This is a genomic window from Archangium gephyra, assembly GCF_049060025.1.
GTDB classification, from domain to species: domain Bacteria; phylum Myxococcota; class Myxococcia; order Myxococcales; family Myxococcaceae; genus Archangium; species Archangium gephyra_A.
Genome location: NZ_JBMEQQ010000002.1, coordinates 8,890,874 through 8,917,727, shown reverse-complemented (window position 1 = coordinate 8,917,727; position 26,854 = coordinate 8,890,874). Strand labels below are relative to the sequence as shown.

22 protein-coding genes and 2 pseudogenes are annotated in these 26,854 nt (G+C 69.7%); 7 read left to right on the top strand and 17 right to left on the bottom strand.

What is annotated here, in order from left to right:
- Positions 1 to 230 precede the first annotated feature (230 nt).
- Positions 231 to 1,730: a serine/threonine protein kinase gene (locus ACN28I_RS39005; RefSeq protein WP_420946961.1), complete on the top strand. Its 1,500-nt coding sequence runs from the start codon at positions 231 to 233 to the stop codon at positions 1,728 to 1,730.
- Between the two features lie 15 nt (positions 1,731 to 1,745).
- Here ACN28I_RS39005 and ACN28I_RS39000 read toward each other — a convergent pair whose 3' ends face one another.
- From ACN28I_RS39000 to ACN28I_RS38990, 3 genes are all read right to left on the bottom strand, one after another.
- Positions 1,746 to 2,612, bottom strand: coding sequence for a hypothetical protein (locus ACN28I_RS39000; protein WP_420946960.1), 867 nt, complete (start codon positions 2,610 to 2,612; stop codon positions 1,746 to 1,748).
- A gap of 126 nt (positions 2,613 to 2,738) precedes the next feature.
- Positions 2,739 to 3,452: a class I SAM-dependent methyltransferase gene (locus ACN28I_RS38995; RefSeq protein WP_420946959.1), complete on the bottom strand. Its 714-nt coding sequence runs from the start codon at positions 3,450 to 3,452 to the stop codon at positions 2,739 to 2,741.
- Positions 3,453 to 3,595: 143 nt separating this feature from the next.
- Entirely contained in the window at positions 3,596 to 4,156 is a 561-nt protein-coding gene (locus tag ACN28I_RS38990; protein WP_420946958.1) for a NifU family protein, read from the bottom strand.
- Between the two features lie 187 nt (positions 4,157 to 4,343).
- Between ACN28I_RS38990 and ACN28I_RS38985 the strand changes: the two genes are divergently transcribed.
- From ACN28I_RS38985 to clpA, 5 genes and pseudogenes are all read left to right on the top strand, one after another.
- Entirely contained in the window at positions 4,344 to 4,913 is a 570-nt protein-coding gene (locus ACN28I_RS38985; RefSeq protein WP_420946957.1) for a DUF2378 family protein, read from the top strand.
- Positions 4,914 to 4,926: 13 nt separating this feature from the next.
- The gene (locus ACN28I_RS38980) at positions 4,927 to 5,367 is read left to right on the top strand and encodes a hypothetical protein (protein WP_420946956.1); all 441 of its coding nucleotides are present in this window, start codon (positions 4,927 to 4,929) and stop codon (positions 5,365 to 5,367) included.
- Between the two features lie 101 nt (positions 5,368 to 5,468).
- Positions 5,469 to 6,646, top strand: a pseudogene (locus ACN28I_RS38975) (GNAT family N-acetyltransferase).
- A 9-nt stretch (positions 6,647 to 6,655) separates the two neighbouring features.
- Complete coding sequence (locus tag ACN28I_RS38970; RefSeq protein ID WP_375767673.1) at positions 6,656 to 6,982, top strand: ATP-dependent Clp protease adaptor ClpS; 327 nt, start codon at positions 6,656 to 6,658, stop codon at positions 6,980 to 6,982.
- 4 nt (positions 6,983 to 6,986) lie between these two features.
- Positions 6,987 to 9,302: an ATP-dependent Clp protease ATP-binding subunit ClpA gene (clpA, locus tag ACN28I_RS38965; RefSeq protein ID WP_420946955.1), complete on the top strand. Its 2,316-nt coding sequence runs from the start codon at positions 6,987 to 6,989 to the stop codon at positions 9,300 to 9,302.
- Positions 9,303 to 9,417: 115 nt separating this feature from the next.
- Here the strand turns inward: clpA and ACN28I_RS38960 are convergent, their stop codons facing one another.
- The 8 genes and pseudogenes from ACN28I_RS38960 to fabI all read right to left on the bottom strand — a co-directional run bounded on the left by ACN28I_RS38960 (position 9,418) and on the right by fabI (position 18,272).
- Positions 9,418 to 11,016 (bottom strand): methyl-accepting chemotaxis protein, encoded by a 1,599-nt coding sequence (locus ACN28I_RS38960; RefSeq protein WP_420946954.1) that lies wholly within the window; start codon positions 11,014 to 11,016, stop codon positions 9,418 to 9,420.
- A 31-nt stretch (positions 11,017 to 11,047) separates the two neighbouring features.
- Entirely contained in the window at positions 11,048 to 12,121 is a 1,074-nt protein-coding gene (locus tag ACN28I_RS38955) for a chemotaxis protein CheB (RefSeq protein ID WP_420946953.1), read from the bottom strand.
- Positions 12,118 to 14,287: pseudogene (locus tag ACN28I_RS38950) on the bottom strand (hybrid sensor histidine kinase/response regulator). Before ACN28I_RS38950 ends, ACN28I_RS38955 begins: the two are co-directional and overlap by 4 nt.
- On the bottom strand, positions 14,277 to 14,831 hold the full coding sequence (locus ACN28I_RS38945) for a chemotaxis protein CheW (RefSeq protein ID WP_420946952.1): 555 nt from the start codon (positions 14,829 to 14,831) through the stop codon (positions 14,277 to 14,279). Before ACN28I_RS38945 ends, ACN28I_RS38950 begins: the two are co-directional and overlap by 11 nt.
- Positions 14,828 to 16,039, bottom strand: a complete 1,212-nt coding sequence (locus tag ACN28I_RS38940) for a CheR family methyltransferase (RefSeq protein ID WP_420946951.1) — start codon at positions 16,037 to 16,039, stop codon at positions 14,828 to 14,830. Before ACN28I_RS38940 ends, ACN28I_RS38945 begins: the two co-directional genes overlap by 4 nt.
- Positions 16,036 to 16,902 (bottom strand): response regulator, encoded by an 867-nt coding sequence (locus ACN28I_RS38935; protein ID WP_420946950.1) that lies wholly within the window; start codon positions 16,900 to 16,902, stop codon positions 16,036 to 16,038. The genes ACN28I_RS38940 and ACN28I_RS38935 overlap by 4 nt, the downstream gene beginning before the upstream one ends.
- A gap of 10 nt (positions 16,903 to 16,912) precedes the next feature.
- Complete coding sequence (locus ACN28I_RS38930; RefSeq protein ID WP_043405934.1) at positions 16,913 to 17,290, bottom strand: response regulator; 378 nt, start codon at positions 17,288 to 17,290, stop codon at positions 16,913 to 16,915.
- A 145-nt stretch (positions 17,291 to 17,435) separates the two neighbouring features.
- Positions 17,436 to 18,272 (bottom strand): enoyl-ACP reductase FabI, encoded by an 837-nt coding sequence (fabI, locus tag ACN28I_RS38925; RefSeq protein ID WP_420946949.1) that lies wholly within the window; start codon positions 18,270 to 18,272, stop codon positions 17,436 to 17,438.
- Positions 18,273 to 18,904: 632 nt separating this feature from the next.
- Here fabI and ACN28I_RS38920 point away from each other — a divergent pair.
- Entirely contained in the window at positions 18,905 to 19,591 is a 687-nt protein-coding gene (locus tag ACN28I_RS38920) for a hypothetical protein (protein WP_420946948.1), read from the top strand.
- A gap of 107 nt (positions 19,592 to 19,698) precedes the next feature.
- Here ACN28I_RS38920 and ACN28I_RS38915 read toward each other — a convergent pair whose 3' ends face one another.
- From ACN28I_RS38915 to ACN28I_RS38890, 6 genes are all read right to left on the bottom strand, one after another.
- Positions 19,699 to 20,868, bottom strand: coding sequence for a protein kinase domain-containing protein (locus tag ACN28I_RS38915; RefSeq protein WP_420946947.1), 1,170 nt, complete (start codon positions 20,866 to 20,868; stop codon positions 19,699 to 19,701).
- A 278-nt stretch (positions 20,869 to 21,146) separates the two neighbouring features.
- Entirely contained in the window at positions 21,147 to 21,764 is a 618-nt protein-coding gene (locus tag ACN28I_RS38910; RefSeq protein ID WP_420946946.1) for a pentapeptide repeat-containing protein, read from the bottom strand.
- An 18-nt stretch (positions 21,765 to 21,782) separates the two neighbouring features.
- Positions 21,783 to 23,441 (bottom strand): hypothetical protein, encoded by a 1,659-nt coding sequence (locus ACN28I_RS38905; protein ID WP_420946945.1) that lies wholly within the window; start codon positions 23,439 to 23,441, stop codon positions 21,783 to 21,785.
- A 126-nt stretch (positions 23,442 to 23,567) separates the two neighbouring features.
- Positions 23,568 to 23,858 carry a DUF2381 family protein gene (locus ACN28I_RS38900; protein ID WP_420946944.1) on the bottom strand — a complete coding sequence of 97 codons (291 nt, stop codon included), beginning with the start codon at positions 23,856 to 23,858 and terminating at the stop codon, positions 23,568 to 23,570.
- Complete coding sequence (locus ACN28I_RS38895; RefSeq protein ID WP_420946943.1) at positions 23,807 to 24,481, bottom strand: DUF2381 family protein; 675 nt, start codon at positions 24,479 to 24,481, stop codon at positions 23,807 to 23,809. The genes ACN28I_RS38900 and ACN28I_RS38895 overlap by 52 nt, the downstream gene beginning before the upstream one ends.
- Before the next feature lie 86 nt (positions 24,482 to 24,567).
- On the bottom strand, positions 24,568 to 26,529 hold the full coding sequence (locus ACN28I_RS38890) for a serine/threonine protein kinase (protein ID WP_420946942.1): 1,962 nt from the start codon (positions 26,527 to 26,529) through the stop codon (positions 24,568 to 24,570).
- Between the last annotated feature and the right edge of the window lie 325 nt (positions 26,530 to 26,854).

Below are 26,854 nucleotides of genomic sequence, written 5' to 3'. Positions count from 1 at the left end.
GTTGATGGACAAGGCCGTCCACCCCAACGTGGTGCGCATCCATGGCCACGGGCGCTGGCCGGACCCGGTCGAGGGCCACACCTACCACGTCATGGACCTGGTGCCCGGCCTCGCCCTGGACGTGTACACCGAGACGCTCAACCCCTCGTTCCTCCGGTTCGCCGAAGTGGGGGCGAAGCTGGCCCTGGCGTTGGGAGAAGCTCCACACCCGGGGCGTGGTGCACCGGGATGTGAAGCCCGAGAACATCCTCATCCGCGAGCCGGATGGAGAGCCCGTGCTGGTGGATTTCGGTATCGGCGTCTACGAGGGCGCGAGCCCGCTGACCCCCACGTCCCTGCCTCCGGGCACGGCGCACCTGCGCAGTCCCGAGGCCATGCGCTTCTGGATGCAGCGGGGCCAGCAGTCCGGCGAGCCGTACCAGGCGGGCGCCGCGGATGACCTGTACGCGCTGGGCGTGAGCCTGTACCGCGCGGTGACGGGGCACTACCCCTTCAATCCCGAGCTACCGGCGGACTTCCTGGCGGTGACGATCGCGCACCACCGGGCGCACGCGCCCCGGGACTTCAACCGCCGGGTGCCCAGGGTGCTGAGCGACGTGCTGATGCGCATGCTGGCGAAGGACCCGAAGGAGCGCTACCGCGACGGCGCCGGGGTGCACGAGGCGCTGACGGCGGCGGCGGCCTTCGGCAAGCGCGGAGAATGGGAGGCGAGCCTCTTCGAATGGGAGCCCGTCCCGGCGGCCAGGGAGGGCGAGACTCCCGGGCGGCGCATCCGCCGTCCAGCCTTCCCCACCCGGCCCCTGACCGCCACCAGCCCGCGGTTCATGCTCCTCGCGAGTGCCCTGTCCGCCGGGCGCCGGGGAAGAGGGCCACGGGCCGGAGAGCCCACGCCCATGCCGGGCCGCCGGGGACGCGGCCGGGCCATTCAGGTGGGGGGACTGGCGCTGGGACTCGGCCTCGCGCTGACGGGCCTCTGGGCAGTGGCCCGTCACGCCTCCAGTTCCCCGTCCACCCCGGAGCTGTCACGGTCCACGCCGTCCTCCTCCGAGCTCCTCCCGCCCGGGAGCGGCGAAGTGGCGCGGGCACTGGAACTCCCCGATGCTGGGTCGGCCGCGGCTCCACTACCTCTGGAGTCAGCCCCCGCGGCTGCCTCCCCCAGGAAGGCACGAGCCACGAAAGGTGCCCCCTTGAAGAAGCTCCCGCAGACAACGCCCAGCGAGCCCCCGCGGCAGCTCCCTGGCTCCCCGGGCAGAGCGCTCGGCACCACCGCCTTGTGCGTGGGCCTGGCCTGCGCCGGTGCCCAACTACGCCCCGCCGAGATGGACTGCCCCGCCGAAGCGCGCGCCGCGATGGAGGCGCTCGACCAGCCCTGGGGAATGACCCTGAACGTCTTCATCGACAGCCAGCAGGACGAGTGGGGCCCGCCTCCCCGCGTCCGCTCCGGTCCCATTACCAGCAGGGTGCAGCGCGGTTTTGGACGGCTGACCGAGGGGACGCTGCTCTTCGGCGAGCTCTTCACCGAAGGCACGAACGTTTATGGCCGGTACGACCGGGCCCAGACGCCCGACGGCAAGACGTACCCCGTCTGCTTCACCCTGGGAAACAACGAGGAGGACGGACTGAAGAAGGGCCCGGACTCCCGGCCGGGTGCCGTCGCCCTTCCCTATTATGCCCCCATCACCGCCGTGAAGCGCTTCGTCTTCAAGGAGCCGCCCACGCCGGAGAAATAGGCGCGGGCGCGCGCGTCAATGGGAGGGGTCTTCGTCGTCGTCGTCCGGCTCGGGTATGTCCCGGGCCGCGGCCACCCGTTTCGCCAGTTGCCGATCCCGCTCGTCATACCGGGCCTGCAAGTCCGCCTCCCGTTGGGCCCGCTCCTGCTCGCGGCGGGCCACGAGGTCATTGCCCTTCTGCATGAAGTCCGCGAGCACCGGCCAGTGCTCCCGGCAGAACGCCAGTTCCCTCTCGGGGATGGGCGCGAGCGACAACAGCGTCATGTAGACGAAATCGGTATTGCGCTCGGGGTCCACCTTCCACTGCGCGAAGGCCCGGAACAGCCGGAGCCGGACGCACAAGCGCCCGTCGGCCATCAGCAGCGGCCAGCAGTCCTCCATCATCTTCAACGCCGCGCCCAGATGCCCTTCCCGGCAGAGGATGGCGATCTCGGGCAGCAGCAGGAAGGTGACCCGCCCACCAAAGCGCTCGTGGGCCTCGCCGAGCCAGTGTCTGGCCCGCGAGGTCTCTCCCAGCATGGCCAGGCACAGCGCGAGGTGCCCGGGCAGGGCGACCTCATCCAGCCCCATCGCGCGCGGCAGCCGCCGCGCCATGAGTGGCTCCAACATGGCCGCGGCATCCGCGTACCTGCCCTGTTGCATGCGGCTGACTCCCACTCCCGCCAGCGCCGCCGTCCGGCGGGTTCCATACGCGCCTCGGGCCGCCCTCTGGAAGCGCTCCTCCGCCTGCTGGAGCCCACCCGTGCCCAGCAAGTCGCAGGCCTGGCGGTAGGACCGGGTCCAGCGGCTGCGGTGCAGGAGCACCAGTATCGCGGCGGCGCACGGCAGCGCCCCCAGCATGAGCACGGACAGGACAGGGCGCACGGGCAGAAACCATTCCATGAGGGGCTCCAGGTTGACGGCGGAGGTCTGGTGCCCCACCCTACCGCGAACGTCACCCCAGGTCACGCATCAGGGCCAGGCGCAACGGGCTCGGAGCCCGTCGCGCTCAGTCGGAGCCCATCCCGCTCAGGGAGGAGTGGGAAGCGTCCGCGGCGTGGGCTCCACGCCCAGCACCCGCGCCAGCTTGGGCCGCACCCCGAAGGAGCCCAGCAGCGACTCCAGCTTCACGCGCGCCTGCCGGTTCTCCCGGTGCACGCGCCGGCCGAGAATCAGCTCGTTCTTCAGCGAGTGCTCCCAGCCCGTCAGCTCCGTCACCGTCACCTGGTAGCCGAAGGCCTCCAGCGTCAGCGCGCGGATGACGTTGGTGAGGTGGCTGCCGAACTCCCGCCGGTGCCAGGCGTGCTGGTAGAGCAGCGCCAGCGTCGGCTCCACGGCCTGCTTGCTCTCCTTGAGCTGCTGGGCCACCTCGGCCTGGCAGCACGGCACCACCGCCACGTGGTCCGCGCCCTTCTGGATGGCCACCGCCAGCGCGTCGTCCGTCGCCGTGTCGCACGCGTGCAGCGCCATGAGCACGTGGACGCGCTCGGGCCACTGCGCCGCGTCCAGGTGCGCCGTCTGGAACTGCATCCGCCCGAAGCCCAGCCGCCCGGCCCGCTCCTGCGCCCGCTGCGTCAGCTCCGGCCGCCCCTCGACGCTCAGCAGCGTGCCCGCCTCGGCGTCCTTGAGGAACAGCTCGTAGAGGATGAAGCCCAGGTACGCGTTGCCGCTGCCCGCGTCCACCACCACGGGCGCTTCATGGCGCGTCTGCACGTCCTCCATGGCCGGCCGCAACAGGCCCACCAGGTGGTTGACCTGCTTGAGCTTGCGCAGGGCGTCCGCGTTGAGGTTGCCCTCGCGCGTGAGCAGGTGCAGCTCCCGCAGGAGCTCCTTGGACTGGTCCGGCAGCAGCTCCCGCCGGACCTGCTGGCCTTTGACCTGCCGCCTCAGACGGACACCACTTCGGTGACCTCGGGGACGAGCTCCCGCAGCCGCGTCTCGATTCCCATCTTCAAGGTCGCCGTGGACGAGGGGCAGCCCGCGCAGGCGCCCTTCATGTGCAGGTAGACGATGCCTTCCTCGTAGCGGTCCAGGGTGATGTCGCCACCGTCCTGGGCCACGGCCGGGCGGATCTCCGCGTCCAGGATGTCCTGGATGCGCGCCTCCACCGAGCCGCCCTCGGCCGCCGTCGTCCGCGCCGCCGCCAGGGCCTCCTCGTTCACCGAGGGCAGCCCCGCCGTCAGGTGCTCGTCCAGCGTGGCCATCACCGCGTCATTCAGTTCGTCCCACTCGCCCTCGTCCCCCTTGGTGACGGTGACGAAGTTGCTGCCCACCATCACCGCCGCCACGCCCTTGATGTTCATGAGCTTGAGCGCCAGCGGCGACTTCTCCTCCGCCGCCTGCTTGCTCGTGATGTTCACCGCACCGGACGACACGAGCCGCCGATCCACCACGTACTTCAGCGTGCTGGGGTTGGGCGTCCACTCGAGCTGGATGTTCACCGACATGTGGAAATCTCTCCTGTGCCCTTCCTCTAAGCCGCCCGCCCGCCCGTGGCAACCGCGAGCAGGGGGGGTGAGGCCCCTCCTGGATTGATTTATCGGACAATCATATTTTTACCGGACTTCAGTGGATGACCGTTCAGGCATGCTAAGCTGAGAGAACGGTTGGGTATCCAACCGGGGGAGAGGTCCCATGGAGAGCTCGAGTCTGCTGGCGCAGACCTCCAGATTGGCAGCACAGCCGCGCATCCCGTCGAGCGTCTTCGAGGGGCTGTTCGTCCGGGGGTTGGAGCCGAACACCCAGTTGGCCCGGGCCCTGGTGGCCGAGGGGTACGAGCCGAAGTGCCCCGAGGTGGACTACCCGGTGCAGGTGTGGAAGCGGTGCGTGGCGCTGGCGAGGGACATGGCCTACGCGGAGCTGAGCGACGCGGAGGCCTACCGCATCCTCGGCCGCAAGCTGACCGAGGGTTTCTCCAACACGCTGGTGGGCCGGGTGGCCGCGGTGGCGCTGCCCATGATTGGCGCGGCGCGCGTGGTGGAGCGGCTGCCACGCTACCTGGCGATGATGGGGCGGCCGGACCTGGACGTGCAGCTCGTGCCGGTGGGCGAGCGCGCCCGGCGCATCACCATCCCCGACATGCACAACCGCCCGGAGTTCATCGCCGGGGCGCTCGAGGTGGCCCTGGAGCGGGCCCACGTGCAGCCCATCGTCAGCGTGGAGGATCGCTCGCACCTGGGCTTCCGCCTCCTCGTGCGCTGGTAGGAGGAGACACGCCATGGCCTATCCCCCTCGGCTGGCCCACCTGGCCACGCGCCCGGTGGTGGTGGCGAAGCTGATGCCCACCTACGCGCGCGCCCACAACATCGACGAGGACGAGGCCTCTCAACGGCTCTCCTCCGCCCTCCAGGGCCGGCTGCTGCCCTCGCTGCTGGAGGAGGCGTGGACGGCCATGCGGGGCAAGTCCAAGCGGCTCGACGACGAGGGCCTGCTGGAAAAGGTGGCCACCACGTTGAAGGACCGGCCCACGCGGCCCGGACGGGTGGCGGAGCTGAACCCCGCGTGGAGTGCCTTCCTGGTGCTCGCGGACCTGGAGGCCGGCACCGCCAGCGAGGCCGCGCGCCGGGTGATGGAGTCGCCCGAGGGCCGGCAGCGCGCCCAGGCCGGGCTGGCCGAGGTGGGCCGCTTCCTCGCCGCCGAGCTCACCCGGGGCAAGTAGGCGGCGAAGGTGTCCACCTGTTGGACACCTTTTGGAAGAGCGCGCCCGGAGCGGGCTGGCGGGTCCACGGCCCGGCCGTTATAGGCTGCCGCCGCTCGACGATGTCCGACCCGCTGCCGCCCACCCTGCGCATCCATCGCGCCATCACCGAGGTTCCCCGGGGAGCCTGGGACGCGCTGCTCGACGACGCGGGCCGGCCCTTCCTGGAGTGGGCCTTCCTCGCGGCGCTGGAGGAGAGTGGCAGCGTGGGGCCGCATGTGGGCTGGCATCCCCACCACCTCACGCTGTGGCGGGGCTCGCGGCTGGTGGCGGCGGCGCCCGCGTACCTCAAGGACGACAGCCACGGCGAGTTCGTCGCCGACGGCGCCTGGGCCACCGCCGCCGAGCGGATGGGCGTGCGCTACTACCCCAAGCTGGTCCTGGCGGTGCCCTTCACCCCCGTCACCGGCCGCCGGCTGCTGGTGGCGCCCGGAGAGGACCGGACGGCCCGGGAGGCGGAGCTGGCCCGCGTGGCCCTGGAGTACGCCCGCTCCCAGGGCTTCTCCAGCGTCCACGTCCTCTTCCCCACCGAGGCCGAGACCCGGGCCCTGGAGGCCGCCGGCTACGCGGTGCGCCTGGGGGTGCAGTACCAGTGGCGCAATACGGGCTACGGCTCCTTCGAGGACTTCCTCGGCCGCTTCCACACCCGGCGGCGCAACCAGCTCCGCCGGGAGCTGCGGGCCCCGGCCGCCCAGGGCCTCACCCTGCGCACCCTCCGGGGCGGCGAGCTGGCCGGAGTGGACCCGGACGACCTCTACCGCCTGTATGCCTCCACGGGGGACAAGTACTCATGGGGGGGGCGCTCCCTCACCCGGGACTTCTTCGCGCGGATGCTGTCCACCTTCTCCCACGCCTGCGAGGTGGTGGAGGCCCGCCGGGAGGGCCGGCTGATGGCGGGGGCCTTCAACCTGGTGGGCCCCCGGGCGCTCTACGGCCGTTACTGGGGCTGCTTGGAGGAGCACCCCTTCCTCCACTTCAACGTGTGCCTCTACCACCCGGTGGCCGACGCCATCGCCCGGGGACTGGAGCGCTTCGAGCCGGGGGCGGGGGGGAGCACAAGCTCACCCGGGGTTTCGAGCCGAGCCTCACCTGGAGTGCTCACTTGCTCTTCCACCCGGGGGTCGACCGGGCTGTACGATCCTTCCTGGAGCACGAACGGGCGGCCGTGCTGGCTGGCCTGCCCCGGTGGCGGGCCGAAACAGGATTCAAGCGGGGGCCGTTGGTGCCCCCTACTCGTTAGAGGGAGACCATGTCCCGAGAGAAGTACGACCCGGATTCCAACGTTGTCACGGAGACGGTACCGCAGAAGAAACTCAAGCGGCCCACGCTCTACAAGGTACTGCTGCACAACGACAACTACACGACCCGGGAGTTCGTGGTGGCCGTCCTGAAGGAGGTCTTCCACAAATCCGAGACGGACGCCGTGCAGATCATGCTGCACGTTCATTACAACGGAGTTGGCGTGGCGGGCGTTTATACGTTCGAGGTCGCCGAGACGAAGATACGGACCGTGGAGGCGGCGGCGCGGGAGAATGGCTTCCCGCTGCGCCTCTCGATGGAACCAGAGGAAGGTTGAGACCGTGGCAGGACCGCTGATTGCCAAGGCATTGCAGGACAGCTTCCGGAACGCGCTGGACGAGGCGAGCCGGATGCGACACGAGTACCTGACGCTCGAGCACCTGTTGCTCGCGCTCACCAAGGACACCCGCACCCGCGAAGTGCTCAAGGGCTGCGGGGCCAACGTCAAGCGTCTCCAGGAGCGCCTGGAGAACTTCCTGGAGGAGACCGTCGAGCGGCTCCCCGAGGGTGTGGAGGCCGAACCCCAGCAGACCATCGGCGTGGAGCGCGTGCTGCACCGCGCGGCCATGCACGCCCTGTCCGCCGAGCAGAAGTTCATCGACGGCGGGGACATCCTCGTGGCGCTCTTCCGCGAGGAGGAGAGCCAGGCCCTCTACCTCCTGCAGGAGGAGGGGCTCACCCGGTTGGATCTGCTCAACTTCATCTCCCACGGCATCTCCAAGGACGGCGCCTCGCCCTCCGAGGGAGCCGGCGACGGCGCCCCGCGCGCGGGCGGCATGCCCGCGGGGGATGACGAGGAGGGTGAGGGAGGCCCCCGCAAGAGTCCGCTGGAGGCCTACACCACCAACCTCAACGAAGAGGCGAAGCTGGGGCGCATTGATCCGCTCATCGGGCGGCAGAAGGAGCTGGAGCGCACCATCCAGGTGCTGTGCCGGCGCCGGAAGAATAACCCGCTCTACGTGGGCGAGACGGGCGTGGGCAAGACGGCCATCGCCGAGGGCCTCGCGCTGCACATCCACGAGGGCAAGGTGCCCGCGGTGCTGAAGAACTCGGTCATCTTCTCGCTGGACATGGGCGCGCTGCTGGCGGGCACCAAGTTCCGCGGGCAGTTCGAGGAGCGCCTCAAGGGCGTGCTCAAGGCGCTGCAGGAGCACCCGGACGCCATCCTCTTCATCGATGAAATCCACACCATCGTCGGTGCGGGGGCCACCAGCGGCGGCTCCATGGATGCGTCCAACCTGCTCAAGCCCGCGCTGGCCAGCGGCAGGCTGCGGTGCATCGGCTCGACGACGTACCAGGAGTTCAAGGCGTCCTTCGAGCGGGACCGGGCCCTGTCGCGGCGCTTCCAGAAGATTGAAGTCGGCGAGCCGAGCGTGGAGGACACCATCCTCATCCTCGAGGGACTCAAGAGCCGCTACGAGGACCACCACGGGGTGAAGTACGACACGGAGGCCCTGCGGGCGTCGGCGGAGCTGAGCGCCAAGCACATCAACGACCGCTTCCTGCCGGACAAGGCCATCGACGTGGTGGACGAGACGGGCGCGGCCGAGCGGCTCAAGCCCGAGGGCCAGCGCACCGGGAAGGTGACGGTGGCGGACGTGGAGACCGTCATCTCGAAGATGGCGCGGATTCCGGCCAAGAGCGTGTCCGCCAGCGAGGGCGTGCAGCTCAAGAACCTGGAGCCGGAGCTCAACAAGGTCATCTTCGGGCAGGAGACGGCCATCAAGTCGGTGGTGGACGCCATCAAGCTGGCGCGCAGCGGCCTGCGCGCGCCGGAGAAGCCGATTGGCAGCTTCCTCTTCTCGGGCCCCACGGGCGTGGGCAAGACGGAGCTGGCCAAGCAGCTCGCGGCGGTGTTGGGCGTGGAGTTCCTGCGCTTCGACATGAGCGAGTACTCGGAGAAGCACACGGTGAGCCGGCTCATCGGCGCGCCTCCGGGCTACGTGGGCTTCGACCAGGGCGGCCTGCTCACCGATGCCATCCGCAAGCACCCCTACGCGGTGCTGGTGCTGGACGAGATTGAAAAGGCCCACCCGGACCTCTTCAACATCCTGCTCCAGGTGATGGACCACGCGACGTTGACGGACAACAACGGCCGCAAGGCGGACTTCCGCAACATCATCCTCATCCTCACCACGAACGCGGGAGCGAGGGAGATGAGCACCAAGTCCATCGGCTTCGGGGACACGCAGGCGCCGGCGGACGCGAAGCGCGCGAAGAAGGCGATTGAGAACACCTTCACGCCGGAGTTCCGCAACCGCCTGGACGGGTGGGTGCTCTTCTCCGGACTGCCGCCCGAGGTCATCCTCAAGGTGGTGGACAAGGAAGTGGGCCTGCTCCAGAAGATGCTCACGGAGAAGAACGTGAAGCTGGAGCTGACGCCCGCGGCGAGGGCATGGCTGGCGGAGAATGGGTACGACCCGGCCTTCGGAGCGCGGCCGATGGCGCGGCTGGTGGACAACTCGCTCAAGAAGCCGCTGGCCGAGGCCCTGCTGTTCGGCGAGCTGGCGAGCGGAGGCATCGCGCGCTTCGACGTGGAGGGCGAGGGCCTGAAGCTCAAGGCCCTGCCCGCTCCGGCGCCCGCCCCCGCGGCGTAGAAGCGAAACCCTCACCCCGACCCTCTCCCAAAGGGAGAGGGAGCCGGGAAACGACAAGGGCCAGGTCGGAGGGTCTCCCCTCCCCTGGCCCTTCGTCTTTGCCACGAGTGGCGGACTACTGAACCCGGTAGGTCTTCACCGCGCTGCTGAGCTGGTCGGCGATGATCTGCAGGGTGGTGGCGGCCTCACCGGTGGCGCCGATGCGCGACACGGTCTCGTCCATCATCTTGGACAGGTCGCTCACGGCGGTGGTGATCTGGTTGATGCCCACGTTCTGCTGGCCGACGGCGGCGGCGATCTGCCGGACGGCGGCGGCGTTGTCCTGGATGATGGAGGACAGCTCGCGCAGGTTCTTGCCGTAGGTGCGCACCTGCTCCAGGCCCGCCTCCATGCGCTGCGAGCCGCGCTCGGTGATGCGCACGGCCATGGCCACCGAGTTGCCGATATCGTCCAGCAGCTCGCGCACGCGGTCCGTGGACTCGATGGACTGGTCGGCCAGGGCGCGGATTTCACGGGCCACGACGCCGAAGCCCTTGCCGTGCTCGCCGGAGCGGACGGCCTCGATGGCGGCGTTGAGCGCCAGCATGTTGGACTGGTCGGCCAGGTCCTTCACCGTCTGGGTGATGCTGCCGATCTGCACCGTGCGCTCGCCCAGCTCGAGGATCTTCTGGGCGATCTCCTGCACCTGGGTGCGGATGTCGTTGAGGCCCACGAGCGTCTGCTCCAGGGCGGCCTCGCCGGCGCGGCTCAGCTCGTCGGCGCGCTCGGCCACGGAGAGCACCGAGTCGGCCTTCTGGGCGGCCAGGAGACTCGTCTGGCGGATCTCCTGGGCGGTGACCTGCGTCTCCTGGAGGGCGGAGGCCTGGCGGGAGACCGTCTGCGACTGCTCGGCGGCGGAGGTGTTGAGCTGCTCGGTGGAGGCGTTGAGGGCCTCGGCGGCCTGCTGGAGGTTCTGCGTCACCGAGCGCAGGCGCTCCACCATCTGCGCGAAGGAGCGGGCGAGCATGCCCACCTCGCCCGAGGCGGACACCTTGATGGGACGGGTGAGATCGCCGGACTCGACGATGTGGGCGGCCACGGAGGCCAGCTCACGCAGCGGGGCCGCGACGGAGCGGCTCAGGAAGGTGGCCGCCGCGACGCACAGGCCGATGATGAGCAGCCCCAGGGGCAGCATGTACACCCCCAGAGAGGACTGGGCGCCGATGGAGCCGTGCTTGATGCCCACGTGCACCACGCTGCCCATGCCGCCGGACAGCGGCGCGGCCACGTCGAGCGTCACGAACTGCTTGCCCTCGGCCTGGAACTCCACCGACGGGAGCACCTTGACGCGCTGGCCGTTGATGAGCTCCCCGGACTGCAGGCTGTTGGCGCCGAGCAGCGCCTGGGGGAACTCGCCGGTGGAGAAGGTGTGGGCCAGCACGTTGTTGGCGCTGTCCACCACGTAGATGTAGCCCACGCCGTCGGCGTCACGGAACGTGTTCAGCAGGGGCTCGAACGAGGTGACGCCGCCGGACGAGGCCCGCTCGGCGGCCGCCGTGAAGCCGATGGCGATGGCCTTGCCCTGGCTCTCGGCGCTGGCGAGCTGGGTGCCGCGCAGCAGTTGGGTGGCCACGAGCGAGAACAGGCCCACGACGCAGGCGGCGATGACCGCCGCGATGAGAATGAACTTGGGGCCGATGCCAAGTGATTGGTTGGAGGAGGCGGGGAGGCTCACGGAAGATCCTCAGCGGAGAAGAAAAAGGGGCTCAAGCGATACCTTCCGGACCTGGAGGGCGGCTGTTGGGCATGGGGCCGCGGCGGCAGCTCATGCGGATGATGTCGGGAATGGCGGACAGAGGCACGCCCCGGTCCGTGGCCCTCAGCTCGATGGCCACCCGGGGCATTCCGAAGACGACGGAGGAGGCCTCGTCCTGGGCGAAGGTGACGCCGCCGGCCTTCTTGATGTCCAGCAGGCCGCGGGCGCCGTCCTCCCCCATGCCGGTGAGGACGCCACCGCCGGCGCGGCTGCCATAGGTGCGCGCCAGCGAGGACAGCAGCAGGTCTCCCGAGGGGCACGGTCCGCCGCGCGTGCGCGTCAGCCGCACCACCCCGTTGCCTTCCACCGTCAGGTCATGCCCGTCGAGCGGGAAGTACACCCGGCCCGGCTCCAGGCGCTCGCCCTCCTTGCCGATGACGACCTTGAGGGACGTCACCTGGGAGAGCCAGCGCACCATGCCGGGGGTGAAGCCCTCGGTGATGTGCTGGGCGATGACGATGGGCACGGGCATGTCCGCCGGCAGGCGCGAGAGCACCTCCGACAGCGCGGGAGGCCCGCCGGTGGAGGCCGCCAGGCCGAAGATGTCCACGCGCGCCCCGGTGACGGGCGGCGGCGGGGAGGCCATGCGCACGCGCCGGGAGATGACCGGCACCTCCGCCATCAGGCACACCGACTCGGCGAGCTGCCGGCCCCAGCGGCGCAGCTCCTCGCCACTGGTGACGGTCGGCTTGCCGATGAGCTCCAGCGCACCCGCGCTCATCGCCTGGAAGCACACGTCCAGGTTGCGTTGATCCGCCACGGCGCTCACCACCAGGATGCGCGCCGGCGCCTCGGCCATGATGGCCGCGATGGCCGCCGGTCCATCCAGGTCCGGCATCAACAAATCCATGGTGATGACGTCCGGGCGCAGCAACCGCGCCAGCGTCACCGCCCGGCTTCCCGTATTGGCCCGTCCCACCACCTCGATGCGCGGATCGTCCGTCAGCAGCGCGCTGACGGCGTCCGCCATCGTGGGTGAGTCGTCCACCACCAGGACGCGAATGGGCTCCTTGCCACTGCTCATGCGCGTGCACCTCTCCGGCTCATCACGTCCAACACCTCGGTCAACAGGCGGCCCGCGGCGCACTCACGCTTGCTGAGGTAGCCGTCCGCGCCCGCCGACAGCCCGCGCGAACGAGCGCCCGCGCTGTCGTTGGCGGAGACGAGGATGACGGGAACCTCCTTGGTGTCCGGCTGCGTCCGCAGTTTCGCGATCAGCTCGGTCCCGTTCATCTCCTCCATTTCGAGGTCGCAAATGATCACGTCGTAGGTCTCCGTCTGCAGCCGCTCCAGGGCGCGGGCGCCACTGGAGGCCAGGTGCACGGTGAAACCACCGGCCTCCAGCATGGCCCGGTGCAGGGCGCGAGCGGTGAGCGAGTCGTCCACCACGAGGGCCCGGCGGCTCGTCGGCATGGACACCGACTGCGGGGCGGACTCCGTCACCACCCAGCCGGGGCGGAGGATGAGCAACAGCTCGCCGCGGCTGAGGATGGCCGCGCCCTGGTAGGCGGGCACATCGCGCACCTCGGCGGGCAGCGGGCGGATGACGAGATCCCTGTCCCCCACCACCGCGTCCACCGCGAGCGCCATGCGCTTGCCGCCGCTCTGGACGATGATGAGCGGCTGGCCCTCGGACGGAGGCGCCGAGGCGCGCAGACCCATGCGCGCGCCCAGGTCCACCACCGGCACGAGCTGGCCGTTGTAGTCGAGCTGCGTCTTCATGCGGCCGATGCGCAGGTTCTCCGGGCTGGCGAGCTGGGTGGACTCCACCGCCAGCATGGGCAGACCCACCTGCGAGTCGATGGTGCGCACCGTGAGCACCGGCGAGCTGCCGAGCTTCCATGGGCAGGGTGAGCATGAAGCGCGTGCCCGAGCCCTTGGTGCTCACCACCTCGATGCGGCCCTGCATGCCCTCCACCGCGGAGCGCACCGCGTCCAGGCCCACGCCGCGGCCCGAGGTGTCGGTGACGTCCGTGCGGGTGCTGAAGCCGGGGCGGAAGATGAGGTCGCGCACCTGCGCCTCGTGCATCCGCGCGCCCTCCTCGGCGGAGATGAGCCCCTTGCGCTCGGCCGACGCGCGCACGTGGTGCACGTCGATGCCGCGCCCGTCGTCGCTCAGCTCCAGCACGAGGATGTTGCCCTGCTGCTCCACGCGCAGGGTGAGGGCGCCCTCGTGGTGCTTGCCGGCGCGCTCGCGCTCGTCCGGCATTTCGATGCCGTGGTCCACCGCGTTGCGCAGCAGGTGCACCATGGCGCCCTTGAGCTTCTCGAGCAGCCGGCGGTCCAGCGACACCTCGGCGCCCACCACCGAGAGCCGGGCCTGCTTGCCCAACTGGCGCGACAGGTCGCGCACCATGCGCTGCAGGGGCTCGAGGATGGTGCGCACCGGACGCGTGGTGATGGACTTGAGTCCCTCCTCCAGGCTGTCCACGATGTCGGAGGCCTCGTGGCCGTCCGAGCGCACACCGGCCGTCACGGACGAGAGCATCGCGCGGGCGCGGGCCGTGGGCGCCAGCAGCTCGCGCGCCGTCAGCAGCTCCACCGCCTTGGAGATGTCGCGCAGACGGTCCTCCAGGCGCATGCGGAACTCACGCAGGCGCTCCACCTCGCGCATCAGCGCCGTCACCTGGTGCGCGGCCACGCGCCAGCCGGCGTCCACCGTCGCTTCGTCGTCCACCGTCATGGACGCGGGCGCCTGGGACGGAGCGGCCTGCATGGGAGCGGAGACGGCGGGCGCATGGGCCGAATCGGCGTCCATGACCATCCCCTCCGCGGCCTCCTCGGGGGGCGGTGCGTCCGCCACGAGCTGCGCCAGGGCGGCCGTCGGATCCGGCAGCGCCTCGCCGCGGCCTTCCGCGTGGGCCTGCGCACGCAGCAGGAACAAGTCCAGCCCGTGCAGCAGCATGTCCACCATCGGCCGCGGCATGGGCTTGATGTCCTTGCGCAGCGGCGCGAGGGCATCCTCCAGCTTGTGCGCGATGGCGCTCAGGTCCTGCAGTCCGAGGCTGGCGGCACTGCCCTTGAGGGTGTGCAGGTGCCGCGCCAGGCGCGTGTACACCTTGGCCAGCGCCTCGTTGTCGATGCCCTCCCGCTCCAGGTCGAGCAGGTCCAGGGTGACCTTCTGACAGACTTCCTGCGCCTCGGTGGAGAAACCCGCCACCAGGCTCTGCAGCATGGGATCAACCGCCATGGCGAGCCCCCACGGTGCCGGCGCCCCGCGCGAAGAGGCGCGGCAGGTCGATGAGGTGGATGATCTGCCGGTTGTTGCTCAAGAGGATCTCGGTCACGGGGCCTTCGGAGTGCGTACGGGCCGCCTCCACCGCCGCGGTGGGCAGGCTGAGCGGGCGCGGAATGGCCTCACAGTCCAGGGCGCACAGCTCGCCGTCACCGCGCTCCACCACGAGCAGCACGGCGGGGTCCTGCCGCCAACCATGGCCGCCCAGCATCGCGGCGAGGCTGAGCGCGGCGAGCACCGAGCCCTGGTAGCGCAGCACGCCGATGACGTGCGGCTGGGACAGGGGCACCGGCGTCACCAGGCGCAGCGGCAGCGCCGCGCGCAGCGACTCCAGGGGAATGGCGTAGCGCTCCTCGCCCAGGGGGAACTCGGCCACCATGAGCAGGGTCTCGTCGGCGGAGCCGTCGGAGCGCCCGCGCAGCCGCGTCGCACGCTCCTCCAGGATGGAACGGATCTCCTGATCCTGGACGTCCTCGGGGCCTCGGTTCGTGGATGTCATTCGATGGCTCCCAGCGTGAGGAAGGCGTCAGCGGACGCCCTGTAGAAGCGGGCCGGGAGGGGCTCGGGCCCCTCGATGGTCAGATCCGGCGGAAGCCGGGCAGCATTGTCGCGCACGGTGTGCATGAGGGCGAAGGCAGCCTCGCGGGCCCCGGCGCGCTCGCGCAGCAGGGCCAGCTCCAGCATGCCGGGAAGGTAGTCACGGAACTGTTGCAACAGTTTCTCCAGAAGGGTCGCGGCGCCGGTCTCGTCACCGCTCTCGATGCGCTGGAGCGCCTCGGTGTGCAGTTCCACGGCGGAGGGCGCGCGAGGAGGCGGCGGCGCCGGGACGCGGAGGGCGGCCCTGTAGGGCTCGGGGGCCACGGCAAGGGGCCTGGGCGTCGGTGCCGGCGCCAGCTCCCGGGGCAGCGGCCGGCGGAAGGCCTGCAACTCCGGAGCGCCCACGCGCACCAGCCCCGCGGGCGGATGATCCACCTCCACGGTGCCCAGCAGCAGGAAGCCACCCGGGACGAGCGCCCGCGCCAGATGGCCCAGCGCCACCTGCACCGCGTCCGGGGAGAAGTACGTCAGCACGTTGCGGCAGAAGATGACATCGAAGCTGCCGTGCATCTCCTGCAGCGGCTCCAGCAGGTTGCCCTGGGCGAAGCGGACCACGGCGCGCACGGAGTCGAGGATGCTCACCCGGCCCTCACCGATCTCCTGGTAGAGGGGATGGAGCAGCGGCCCGGCCTCGCGGCGGGACCAGTTGCCGTACGTGCCCCGGCGAGCCGCTTCCAGCCGGCCCTCGTGCAGGTCGGTGCCGAGCACCTCCACGCGCACGCCCGGAGGCGCCATGTTCAACAGGCACGCGGCGATGGAGTACGTCTCCTCGCCCGAGGCGCACCCGGCGCTCCACCCGCGAAGGGTGAGGTTGCCCCGGGCCAGCGCGGCGGGCACCGCCTCATAGGCCAGGAAGCGGAACTGCTCCGGGTGGCGGAAGAAGTACGTCTCCCCCACCAGCACGGCATCCAGCAGCGCCCGCGCCAGCGGCGCACCGGGACGCTGCAACTCCGCCAGCAGCTCCGACGGAGAGCGGCCCCGCGCCAGCTCCGCGCGTACGACACGATCCACCGCCGAGGGCGAGATGGCCGTGTCACGGAAGCCCGTGCACGACGAGACGACCTCACGCGCCCGCGCGAGAACCTGCTGAGGCTCCACCCCCGAACTCATGCGCTGCGCTCCACCCCCGCCGGCCGCAACACTCCCACGGCCTCGCGCAACAACTCCTGGGTGGCAAAGGCCTTCGGATCGAAGATGGGCACCGGGCGCTCACCGGCCCTCAGCATGCCCATCAGCGTGTCACGCAACTGGCCGTGATCGGCGCCGCCCACGCGGTCGCGCCGATCGATGTCCGAGGCCTGGTACTCCTCGGGGTCCTGCACCGTGTCCACGCTCAGCGCCAGCAGCACGCTGTCGATCTCCAGGATGACCAGCTTGCGCTCCTCGACGACCTCGCGGTGCGCCACTTCCAACCGGCGCGCCAGGTCCAGCACGCACACCGGCTGGCCCCGAAGCTCGAAGAACTCGGAGATGTAGCCCGGCCCCATCGGCAACGGCCGCGTGGCGGGCTGGAGGATGACCTGACGCACGCAGTCCAGGGGGATGGCGAACTCCAGGCCTCCCACCGTCAGCCGCAGCAGGGCCAGCGAGCCATGCCGGGCCCGGCGCCGCGCGTTGGCCAGTGCGTTCTCCACCGCGCTCAGCAGCTCATCCGCGCGGAAGGGCTTGGCCAGGAACAGCTCCGCGCCCAGCGACAGGCAGGCCTCGGCCCGCGCCACCTCCGAGGAGATGATGATGACGGGGATGGGCTCGGTGGCGGGATCCGCCTTGAGCCGCTTGAGCACCTCGTCGCCGTCCATCTCCGGCATGGAGAGGTCCAGCAAGATGGCGGCGGGCTGCACGCGCGCCACCTTCTCGAGCGCCTCCTTTCCATTGCTCGCCGTATTCAGCGCGTAATGGCCGGAGAGAATCGCGCGCTCGAGCGCGAGGATGGCATCACTGTCATCGACGAGGAGCAGGGACGGAAGGCTCACGGCTCGGCTCTCAATTCTGCGCCAGGAACTTGCGCACGGTCTCTGTCAGATCGTGGTGAGAAACTGGCTTGTTGATGAAGGCATTGGCACCGGCTTCGACGCCCCGCTGCCGCAGGTCGCCGCCCCGCTCACCCGTCAGCAGGATGACCGGAACGTCGCGCACCTGAGCCAATGGGCTCTGGCGCACCTGCTTGACGAAGGTGATGCCGTCCATGCCAGGCATGTTGATGTCCGCGATGACCAGCTTCACCGGCACCAGCCGGAGTAGCTGCAATGCCCGCGTCGCATCCTCTGCCTCGACGAACCCCATCTTCAGGTTCATGAGATAGATCTTGAGGATGTTGCGAACGGTCGGGCTGTCATCCACGAGTAGGATGTTGGCGCTCAAACCCAGGCTCCTGCCAGGCCCGGAGATCGGGAACCGGCTGAAGGAAACGGTCAGACTGTATCGTGTCCTCGCCGTCCAGCAAAAGCGGGGGCGAGAGAATCTCGGACTCTAGAGGGACGAGCGAGCCCGTCCCCCCGTGAAGCGATCAGCCAGCCGAGGGGGGAGAACCACTCTCGCCGCCCCCCTGCTTGCCCTCCTCTGTTGTATCCACCGGGGGCGCCCCGATGGCGTGATAACCACCGTCCACGTGCACCATTTCGCCCGTGGTGGAAGGAAGCCAGTCCGAGAGGAGGGCGCAGGCGGTCCGGGCCACCATGTCGTGGCTGTTGCGGGCATCCCACCCCAGGGGAGCCTGAGCGCCCCAGCCCTTCTCCAGGGACTTGAAACCAGGAATGCCCTTGGCGGCCACGGTGGCCAGCGGGCCGGCGGCCAGGGCGTTGACCCGGATGCCCTTGGGGCCCAGGTCCCGGGCGAGGTAGCGCACGGTGGCCTCCAAGGCGGCCTTGCAGACGCCCATCCAGTCATAGATGGGCCAGGCGACCCGGTTGTCGAAGTCCAGGGTGACGATGGAGCCGCCCCGGGGCATCAGCGGCATGGCCGCCACGGCCAACTCCTTGAGGGAGAAGGTGGAGACGCGGAACGCCGTCTGGACGCTCTCCCAGGGGGTGTTGAGGAAGTTGCCGCCCAGCGCGTCCTCGGGGGCATAGGCGATGGAGTGCAGCACGCCGTCCACCCGGCCCCAGCGCTGGCGCAGCGCCTCGGTGAGCGCGGGGAAGTGGGCGGGGTTGCTCACGTCCAGTTCCAGCACCTCGGTCCCCGCCTTGAGGCGCTTCGCGCTGCGCTCCGTGAGCGAGCGCGCCCGGCCGAAACCGGTGAGGACGATGTCCGCCCCCTGCTCCAGCGCGTGCTCGGCGATGCCGTAGGCGAGCGACTGGGGGGTGAGCACTCCGGTGATGAGGAGCTTCTTGCCCTGCAGCAGCATGCACAGGCCTTTCCGGTAAGTTAGGTGATGTGGGACGACGGGGTTTACCACTCCCGGCCGCCTGGGACAGCACGGAAGATGGGCCCCACCGTCACTGCGGCCTGAGCGTCACGGAGAAGGAGAACCCACCGTCCGAGTTTTCGAAGATCGGAGTGCCCCGAAAGCGCCCGTCCTGATTCAAGCGGATCAGGGTCACATCGCGGAGTTCCTCCTCGCTCCCCGAAACATGCCCCGAGGGCTCCGCATGGGCGCGCAGGGCGGCCCCCACCTGGGCCTCTGGTGCCTCGCGTCCCCTCTTCTTCGACTCGCTCACCCGTCACCTCGCACCACGTTCACCCACCTCCAGTGGACCCGAACAGCTCAGCCCCCCTCCCGGGTCTTCAACTTCTAGTTGACTGGAAGCAACGTGGGTCCTTCTCCCACATCAACCCCTTCCAGTCGACTGGAAGCGAAGCACTCAGAAGGGCCCAGCACAATCCCGGATGACGGACGCACCAGCCGGAGCGTGGACGCTCTTGAGGCACACGCGCAGCATAACCCCCCGAAATGACGTCTCCCCGGCCCTGGCCCGCCGCGTGCCATGCCTGGAGCCGCTGTACAGAGCAGTTCCACTCCAACGGGGGAAGAGTCACATGATCGCATCACCGTCGACTGCACCGAAGTCCGTCACCAGTTCCGACCTGACGCTCGACCAGATCGCCGACAACATCAACAACCTGGTCAAGCAGGGCAACACCAGCCAGCACCAGATCGGAGTGTTCTACAACCAGGTGGTGGACAAGCGGCTGGCGGAGCTGGGCGGGTACAAGAACGCCAGGGACTTCTTCGTCAAGCGGGTGAAGGCACTGTCCCAGGCGACGCTGAGCGCGTACGGCACCGTCGCCCGGAACTTCCCGGAGGCAGCAGCCACCCAGTACGGCATGTTCAACCTGCGGGCCCTGCTCACCTACGCGGAGGTGACGGGCACGGAGGTGCCAGCCGATCCCGGCCCGTTGCTCATCGACGTGCCGCAGGAGGACGGAACCCTGCTGAAGGTGCGCTTCGCCGACTGCACCGTGGATGACGTGGAGAGGGCCACACGCGCCAAGCGTTCGCCCCCGCGGCCGAGCGTCCCCACTCCTGATGCCGCGCGTCTGCTGTTCATCGAGGCCAGCGTCCGGCGGCATTTCACCGGTATCGCCAACGTCAGCCTCAGTTCGAGGAACGAGGGCGGCAAGACGCTCCTCAACATGCAGAACGTGCCCATGGTGGAGTTGGAGCGGTTCCTCGCCGCCGTCCGGGAGGGCTTGGAGGCCGAGCCCACGCTCGCGGCGAACTGAGCGCTCACGGGGGGGAACACCGTCCGCGAAGGGGCCGTGTTCCCCCCTCCTTCCCAAGCATGGCCCCGCGCGCACAGTCCCCTCACGCCAGCACGGGCGGCACGTCGTCAGAACACCGGGGCACGTCGTCCGCGAAGACGCCCATCTCGAACAGCCCCAGTTCCTCTCTCAAGGGAGACACCTCGGCCTCGGCCCGGGCTTGACGGAGCTTCCCGCGCGGCCTCCTCTGCGCCATAGGGCACCGCTCCCAGGGCTTTCATGCACGCCTGGAGGTCGGCTCGTACTTGCGCCGCCGTCGCGTACCGCTCCGCCGGGGCGTGTCGAAGCAGCTTGCGGACAACATCGCCCACGGGCGTGGACCCCCCTGCTTCGCGCAGCACCTCATCCACGTGCTTGGGATGAAAGGCCGCCGCACGCATGGCCATCTCCGTCACGGGGACCCAGCTTGGCACCTCCGCAACCCACCTGGCCCGCCTCCTGTGGGCTCGCAGTGCCCGCTGGGCCGCCGTTTCCACCGCATCGAGATCGTAGAGAATGCGGCCTGTCAGCAGTTCCAGCAGCAGCACTCCGAGGGAGAAAAGGTCCGCCCGGAAATCCACCACGGGACTGCCTTTCAACACGAGGCGCTCCGGCGCGGCTGTATCGATGATTCCTCGAATCCGCTTCTCCGGAGTGGGCTCGCGTTCGGGGAGCAACGAATAGGCGAAAGCAAAATCGGCCAGCTTCACCACGCCACGCTCCAGTCCCACGCGGATGGACTCCGCGCCCACTCCACGGTGGACAATGCCCAACGGACGCCCCTGCTCGTCCGTCAGCGTATGGGCGTAATGCAGCGCTCCCGCCACCTCGCTGGCCACGTAGACAGCGAAGGCAGGGGACATCAGTTTCTGGCGTAACGTGGTGAAGGAGCCGACCGACTCCAGGCTGCAACCCTCCACATGCTCCGCGACCAGGAACGCGCCGCCCGCGTGCTTGTAGAGACCGTGGACGCGTGCAATGGCTGGGTGATTGAGCCGTGCGGTGAGAGTCACCTCCTCCTCGATGCGCACGGACGCCATTTGAGACGCACCGCGCGGCAGCACCGTCACCTCCACCAACTCGCCGATCCCCTCGGGTGTGCGCGGGCGTGCCAGATAACTCACCGCCGCCTCCAGCCTGTTGCTGTCCGGCAGACGCCAGACCTCCAGGTAGTCGGTGCCCTCATGTGAAAAAAGGACGCGGGGGGTCGCCTCCTTGCCACTGGCGGTCTGCCGCCCACGAGGGGTGGGGAAATCCATAGGTCGCAACGCTCCTGCCTCCGGGAAACGCCTCCCAGACGGCGGGGAGGTGGTCGTGTCAGATGGAGGCACGAGCACTACTACTTGAGGAATCACCGCACTGGGAACGACCCGGGAAGTAGCTAGGCAGGGCGCCCCCGGCTGTAAAGCACGTGCACTCTGAAAATATTTTACAGCTCATCCCGAGCCGCCGCCTCTGGAAGGCCCCACCGCCCCGGCCCTTCTCGAGCAGCACCACCGCCAGCGGGCCGTGAGGTGAGACCCGGGGCGGTGAGCCGTCAATAGACGACGCAGTCGAGCTTCTCGAGGACGGCCTTGAGCTCTTCCGGAGTGGTCCCGTACCGCTTGGCGATCGTCGGGGCGTGAAAGGTCACGGCTACGGTGGATGGGGGCTGGGTGTGGAGGTTTTCCACGATGACGCCGCCAAACCGCTCCGGCCACTTGACGCTATTCAACTCCCGGCTTCTCCCGATGGGGTCCAGGAGAGTGAAGCAGGGCCATAGGGGCAGGCGAATGGTGCGCATGTCACAGCCGTGGAAGCGGCAGTAATTCAGGCGGGCTTCGGTGAAGTCGCAGTCCTCGATGCCGCCGTTCTCCCGGCCTGGCCAGTGAAGGGGGAGCCGGTGTCCGAAGTCACAGCCGGTCAGGCGTCCGGTGAACCGGCATCCTTTCAGGAACGCGCTCGACCAATCGTGGTTATTCAACTCCTGCTTCACCTGGATGGTGCAGTCGATGAAGCGCGTGGGCCGGATATGCAACCAGCCCGCGCTCACACGGGTCACCACCGTGCAGCGCCGCAGCGTCAGGTTCGGACCGAGATAGTAGTTGCCCTCTTTGTTATCGGTCAGCTCCAGCCGCTCGCCTTCTATCTCCCGGTCCTCGTAGATGACGTTCATACGCTCCCTTGTGTTCTTTCAGAAGAAGATCATCCGGAAGAAGACGCCATACATCCGACGGCCGTGGCGCCCGAAATTGTCCGCTGACCCGGCGAGCACCTCATAGTGGTACTCCTGCCCCGCCGGGCCTGTGACATCGACTCCTTCGTGGTTCCATTTCAGGTGACCAAACTGCTGTTTCAGCTGTTTCTCCACCCAGCGGCCACGGGCCTGTCCCTCCAGCCGGGAGGCCTGAAAGTATTTGCCCGCCCTACGGGCTTCGTCTATGGCCGCTTGTTCTTTGATGGTGAGGTCGCTCGGCCTCCATTTCTTCGCCACCTCATTGGCCGCGGCCTGAATCTCGTCGCCGAGCGGGTCATTCAGGGGGATATCGTGGATGGACTTGCCACGTGGCAGGTGCCAGCGCTGGCCATTGGGGAGAATGACCTGCAGGTTGCCGCCCCGGTGACGCAAGACGGTGATGACCGAGTTGCGCCCAGGCGCCGGGCCGGCCGCGCTCGCCGAGCCGTTGTGGCTGAGCATCACCACCGCCAGGGGTCCATGCGGGGTGGCCGCCACCGTCTCCACCGCCACCACCGCCCGGGCCAGCGCCCCCTCCTGGGCCGCCATCACCTCCAACCGCCCCAGCACCGCGGCCCCGTCCTGCGCCTGCCACTGCGCACTCGCCAGGCCGTAGCCCGGCAGTGAGCGCACCCGCGCCACCACCTCGCCCAGCGTGCGCCCGGTGAGCGCTCCCACCGCCAGAATCATCGCCCGCGCCGCGTCCGTACCCAGCACCCGGCCGAAGCCCTCGCCCGCCTCGCGCAGCTCGGCGAAGGTGGAAGCCTCGTGCGCCCGGCTGGCCATGCTCGCCCAGCCGTCCATCAGCCCCCAGAGCGTGTCCACGCCCAGCCACGCCACCAGCACGACGGACAGCCCGGCGGCCAGCAGCTTCGTCGTCGGCTCGGGCACCAGCCAGAGGGCCATATAGGTGCCGAGCGTCCACATGCACGAGGCCATCAGCACCTGGGGGCTCAGCTCCCGCCCCAGCGCCGCCTTCGTCTCCTCCAGCACCGAGCCGAACGCCAGGGCGAGTGCCAGCGTGCGCCGGTCGTCCGTCCGGAGGTAGGGCCCGTCGTCGAACAGGCGCAGGCAGTCGCCTCCGCCCCAGGCCCGGGTGCACCACAGCAGGTACTTGTCGCGCAGCTCCGCGTCCGCCTCGGGTGCCAGCCGGTTGTCCTCGTCCACCGGCACCAGCGAGAGCACCTCGCCCTTGGACACCTCGGCCACCCATGTCCCGCTCAACTGCTCCCATTCCGGGTGCTGCTCCACCTGGCCCTTCAGCCACTCGCGCGCGGCCTCGCGCGGGCTCCTGCCGTTGTGTTGCACCTCGCGGGCGATGCGCTGCACGGCGCGCTGGAAGTCCGCCCGGGCCACCGGCACCGGCCGGGTGGTGCCACGGCCCGGCTCCAGCACCGCCACCTCGTACACCACCGCTCCCTCCAGGCCGGGCTCCGAGACGGGCGCCTCCCGGGGCGCCAGGGGCGGCGTGAGCGACACGGGGCGCATGCGCCCCGTCAGCACGCCACCCGGGGGATGGCCCGTTGCACAGCCCGAGAAGAGGAAGACGACGAGCAACACCCACCAGCGGCGTGGCGGCATGCCGGCCGGGGGGTGAGGCTTCAAAGGGGGGGACATGCCATCCTCCAACACACCGTGAGCCGTGAAAGCCAGGGGCTCGGGAGTACAGGAGGGCCTACGCGGCCATGTCAATCCACCGGGTAGGGGAAGAGGTGGAGGACGTATCAGGAAGGGAGCCCTCCGTTACGGGAACATCACCCCTTCCAGCGAAACACTCGGGGGCTCGCCGTCCTGCCACAGCAGGAGGGTGAAGCGGCCCCCAGCCTCCGGCGCCTCGGCCTCCACCACCATGCGCCGCCATTTCGCTCCCGGAGGGAGGGGCGCCAGGGGCCACACCCGCAGCACCTTGCGCCGCACGCCGTCCTCGCCCACCAGCACTGCTCCCGCCGCCGTCCAGGGCCGCGAGGACACGTTGCGCACCTTCATGTCCAGCGCCACCGTGTCCCGGGCGCGGTAGCTCGTCGCCTTCCGCACCGTGAGGGGCGCACCGGGGCGCTGGGTGAAGTCGCGGCGCAGCCGGAAGCTTCGCGGGTGGTGACACCCGTTTCGTCCAACTGCCCGGTGGCGAGCAGGCCGGTGATTCCGTCCGGGCGTTGCCGCACCCGCGCCAGCTCTGCCTGGCACTGCCGGGCCATGACGCGCTCGGCCTCGGCCTGTGTCCAGCAGGCGTCCGGCACGGGCGGCCGCAGCTCCACGTTCACCTGGGGCTCGGCCCGGGAGGCGTCCACCACCAGGAGGAAGTCCGCGCTCTCGGGCCGCGTCCCCTCCACGAAGCGCACCTTCAGCCGCAGCCGCTTTCCCGCGCCGAGCGCGCCGGAGGGCACGAGTTGGAGCGCATCCTCCAACACCTTCACCCGGGAGAAGCGCTCGCGCTCCTCCACCTCCACCCCGGCCAGCTTCAGGGGCACACCGAAGAGCAGCGTGGTGAGATGGTCCGGGCGGATGTGCACCTCGGGCACCGCCCCCTGGCCCGCCGGGGACAGCACCACGGCGCGGAGCTTTTCCGGCGCTTCACCGCCCGGGGTGGCGGGCTGCGCGGCGGCGGAAGTGCTGGCGAGGAGCAGCAGCAACGCGAGGGCGGCGGGAGAAGGGCGCATGAAACCTCCGGAGTGGTGCACCCTAGCAGGGACCTCCTACGTTGGCCCCTGCCTTGTTTCATCCGGCCGCTCGCGCCCGCGCCCGCCTACTCGAAGCGCTCCACCGCGCGGACCTCTGGGGCGGGGATGACCTTCGCGGTGTCCGGCCCACCATTGGGCCTCCGAAACATGCCACGCTCGGCTCTATACCCTTCCTTCGGGTCGCCCCAGACCTCCAGGCAGACGCGGTAGGTTTCCCCACCCGGACGCTGGGCCTCGGTGAAGCGGCCATATACGCGCTCCTTGCCGAAGAGCAGGCGCCCCGTCAGTACGGTGCCCGCCTCCAACTGGCCCATGTCTTCTCCCAGCTCGAGCTGGGCACCCGGCCCCTCGCGCACGGTGACGTATTCCGTAGGCACGCCAGGGAAGTCGGTACCGCCCTCGTCCCCGGTGGAGATGCCCAGGCGCTGCATGGTCTCCAGGGCGCCGGGCGGGCACGCCTCGGGCGGGGGCGTGGCGCGCACCTGGACACCGGGGCACCCGGCGGCGAGCGCCCCCACGGCGGCGGTGCACAGGGTATTGGCCACGGCGCTGCGCGCCGGGCCGGGCTGCTTCTTCTGCTGGGTGCTGGAGTCCTTCCGTGAAGTCTTCACGCGCGTGCTGTCCTCGGGGAGCGCCGCCAAGGCGACGGGCGCGGGGGTAGCCGCCCACGCGGGCGCCGCGCCTCCTCCACCTTCGAGCGGGCACCACGCACGCGCCACTTCCTGGCGATCCAGCGCCACCAGCAGTTGCGCGAGTCCTTCTTCCAGTCCCCGCTGAATGAAGAGGGACCGGGGCGGTGGCGAGGGAGGAGGCGGAAGGAGGTTCGCCGCGAGCGCCAGCGCCATGAAGCCGCCACCGAGCAGAACGACTTTCACCTTTGGGACCCTGCGCGCCGACACCGGCACCACCTCCCGCGGGCTCCCGGGCCTGCCGCGCACCGGGTGTGCGCGCTCGTGCGCCAGCACCCGGCGGTCACGCGCCAGCGCCTGCTCCACATCCAGCACCTCTTCCATCCGGGTGGTGGCGTTCTCCGGGCTCCAGGCCTCACACAGCGGCACCGCCCAGGCCGCGTCCGCCCCCGCCTGCGCCTCCTCCAGCGCCGCACATACCGCCTCCGCATCCGGGTAGCGCGCCTCGGGCGCCTTCTCCAGCATGCGCATGCACACGGCGGACAGCTCCGGGGGTACGCGCACATTGCGCTCGTGCGGCGGCACGGGCCGGGCGCTCAGCGCCGCGTCCTCCACCTCCTCCTCCCGTGCTCCATCGAAGGGCCAGACTCCCGTCAACAGCCAGTAGAAGAGCACGCCCAGTGCCCACAAATCGTCCCGGGCGCTCGCCACGTACTCCTCGCCTGGCTGGCGCTCGCGCCGGAAGCACCAGGCCTCCGGGGCGCGGTAGCGGATGGAGCCCGGCAGCAGCGCTCCCGTCACCTTCAGTGCCCCGGGAAAGGTGCCCACGCCGTAGTCCACCAGCACCGGTCTGCCGTCCCCCTTCACCACCACGTTGTCGCACTTGATGTCGCGGTGCACCACGCCCACCGCATGCGCCACCACCAACTGCGCGGCCAGCCACAGCACCACGTCCGCAACCCCCCGGGCCGTGGGGTTGTGACGCTCCACGTACTCGTCCAGGGGCAGTCCAGGCACATAGGGCGTGACGATGTAGAGGAAGAGGGGCCCGAAGCCCGGATGCTCGCCATGGTGGCCATGGCTGTCCACCACCACGAGGCCCACATGGTGCAGGCGCAGCAGCACCTCCAGTTCCCGCAGCGCCCACTCCCCCGCGCGAGGCAGGTAGAGCAACTTCACCGCGTACTCGGTGTCATCGCGCACCCCCAGGTACACCGTGCCGTAGCTGCCCTCTCCCACCTTCGTCTTCAGGACGAGGTTGCCCACCCGCTCTCCTTCCAACGGAAGGAACTCCTCCTGCGCCCCATCCTTCGTGAGTCGCCGGAGCAAGTGCTGCTGGCGACGTTGCGCGAGGGCCTGTCCCGCCTCTTCCGTCCCCCCTTCCTCGGCCTGCGACATGCGTGCTACCTCCCAGGTGGGGCAGCGTAACATGACATCCTCCGTCACCGGACGCTCGGGCCAGGGCACGCGGCCCAGCCCACTTCCAGTCAACTGGAAGCATCCGACATTCGCTTACATCACTTCCAGTCAACTAGAAGCACAATGCCCTTGGGCACCCCGCCACCTGCCTGAGCGCAAGGCAGAGAGGCATGCGCAGAGCCCCTTTTCCCCTCGGAAGCGGCGCGTTAGCTACATCCACAACCCGCCGCGTGAGGCCTCCGTCCAAGGCAGAGGCGCACAGACCCCGGCTCCTGTACGGAGCCAGATGGGGGCGGAAATCAAA

What these genes read in the sequence shown, in the direction of transcription:
- ACN28I_RS39000 (WP_420946960.1), bottom strand. Translation starts at nt 2,612, where the DNA reads ATGGAATGGTTTCTGCCCGTGCGCCCTGTCCTGTCCGTGCTCATGCTG.
- ACN28I_RS38990 (WP_420946958.1), bottom strand. Translation starts at nt 4,156, where the DNA reads ATGTCGGTGAACATCCAGCTCGAGTGGACGCCCAACCCCAGCACGCTG.
- ACN28I_RS38985 (WP_420946957.1), top strand. Translation starts at nt 4,344, where the DNA reads ATGGAGAGCTCGAGTCTGCTGGCGCAGACCTCCAGATTGGCAGCACAG.
- ACN28I_RS38980 (WP_420946956.1), top strand. Translation starts at nt 4,927, where the DNA reads ATGGCCTATCCCCCTCGGCTGGCCCACCTGGCCACGCGCCCGGTGGTG.
- ACN28I_RS38970 (WP_375767673.1), top strand. Translation starts at nt 6,656, where the DNA reads ATGTCCCGAGAGAAGTACGACCCGGATTCCAACGTTGTCACGGAGACG.
- ACN28I_RS38955 (WP_420946953.1), bottom strand. Translation starts at nt 12,121, where the DNA reads ATGAGCAGTGGCAAGGAGCCCATTCGCGTCCTGGTGGTGGACGACTCA.
- ACN28I_RS38945 (WP_420946952.1), bottom strand. Translation starts at nt 14,831, where the DNA reads ATGACATCCACGAACCGAGGCCCCGAGGACGTCCAGGATCAGGAGATC.
- ACN28I_RS38940 (WP_420946951.1), bottom strand. Translation starts at nt 16,039, where the DNA reads ATGAGTTCGGGGGTGGAGCCTCAGCAGGTTCTCGCGCGGGCGCGTGAG.
- fabI (WP_420946949.1), bottom strand. Translation starts at nt 18,272, where the DNA reads ATGCTGCTGCAGGGCAAGAAGCTCCTCATCACCGGAGTGCTCACCCCC.
- ACN28I_RS38920 (WP_420946948.1), top strand. Translation starts at nt 18,905, where the DNA reads ATGATCGCATCACCGTCGACTGCACCGAAGTCCGTCACCAGTTCCGAC.
- ACN28I_RS38915 (WP_420946947.1), bottom strand. Translation starts at nt 20,868, where the DNA reads ATGGATTTCCCCACCCCTCGTGGGCGGCAGACCGCCAGTGGCAAGGAG.
- ACN28I_RS38910 (WP_420946946.1), bottom strand. Translation starts at nt 21,764, where the DNA reads ATGAACGTCATCTACGAGGACCGGGAGATAGAAGGCGAGCGGCTGGAG.
- ACN28I_RS38905 (WP_420946945.1), bottom strand. Translation starts at nt 23,441, where the DNA reads ATGTCCCCCCCTTTGAAGCCTCACCCCCCGGCCGGCATGCCGCCACGC.
- ACN28I_RS38895 (WP_420946943.1), bottom strand. Translation starts at nt 24,481, where the DNA reads ATGCGCCCTTCTCCCGCCGCCCTCGCGTTGCTGCTGCTCCTCGCCAGC.
- ACN28I_RS38890 (WP_420946942.1), bottom strand. Translation starts at nt 26,529, where the DNA reads ATGTCGCAGGCCGAGGAAGGGGGGACGGAAGAGGCGGGACAGGCCCTC.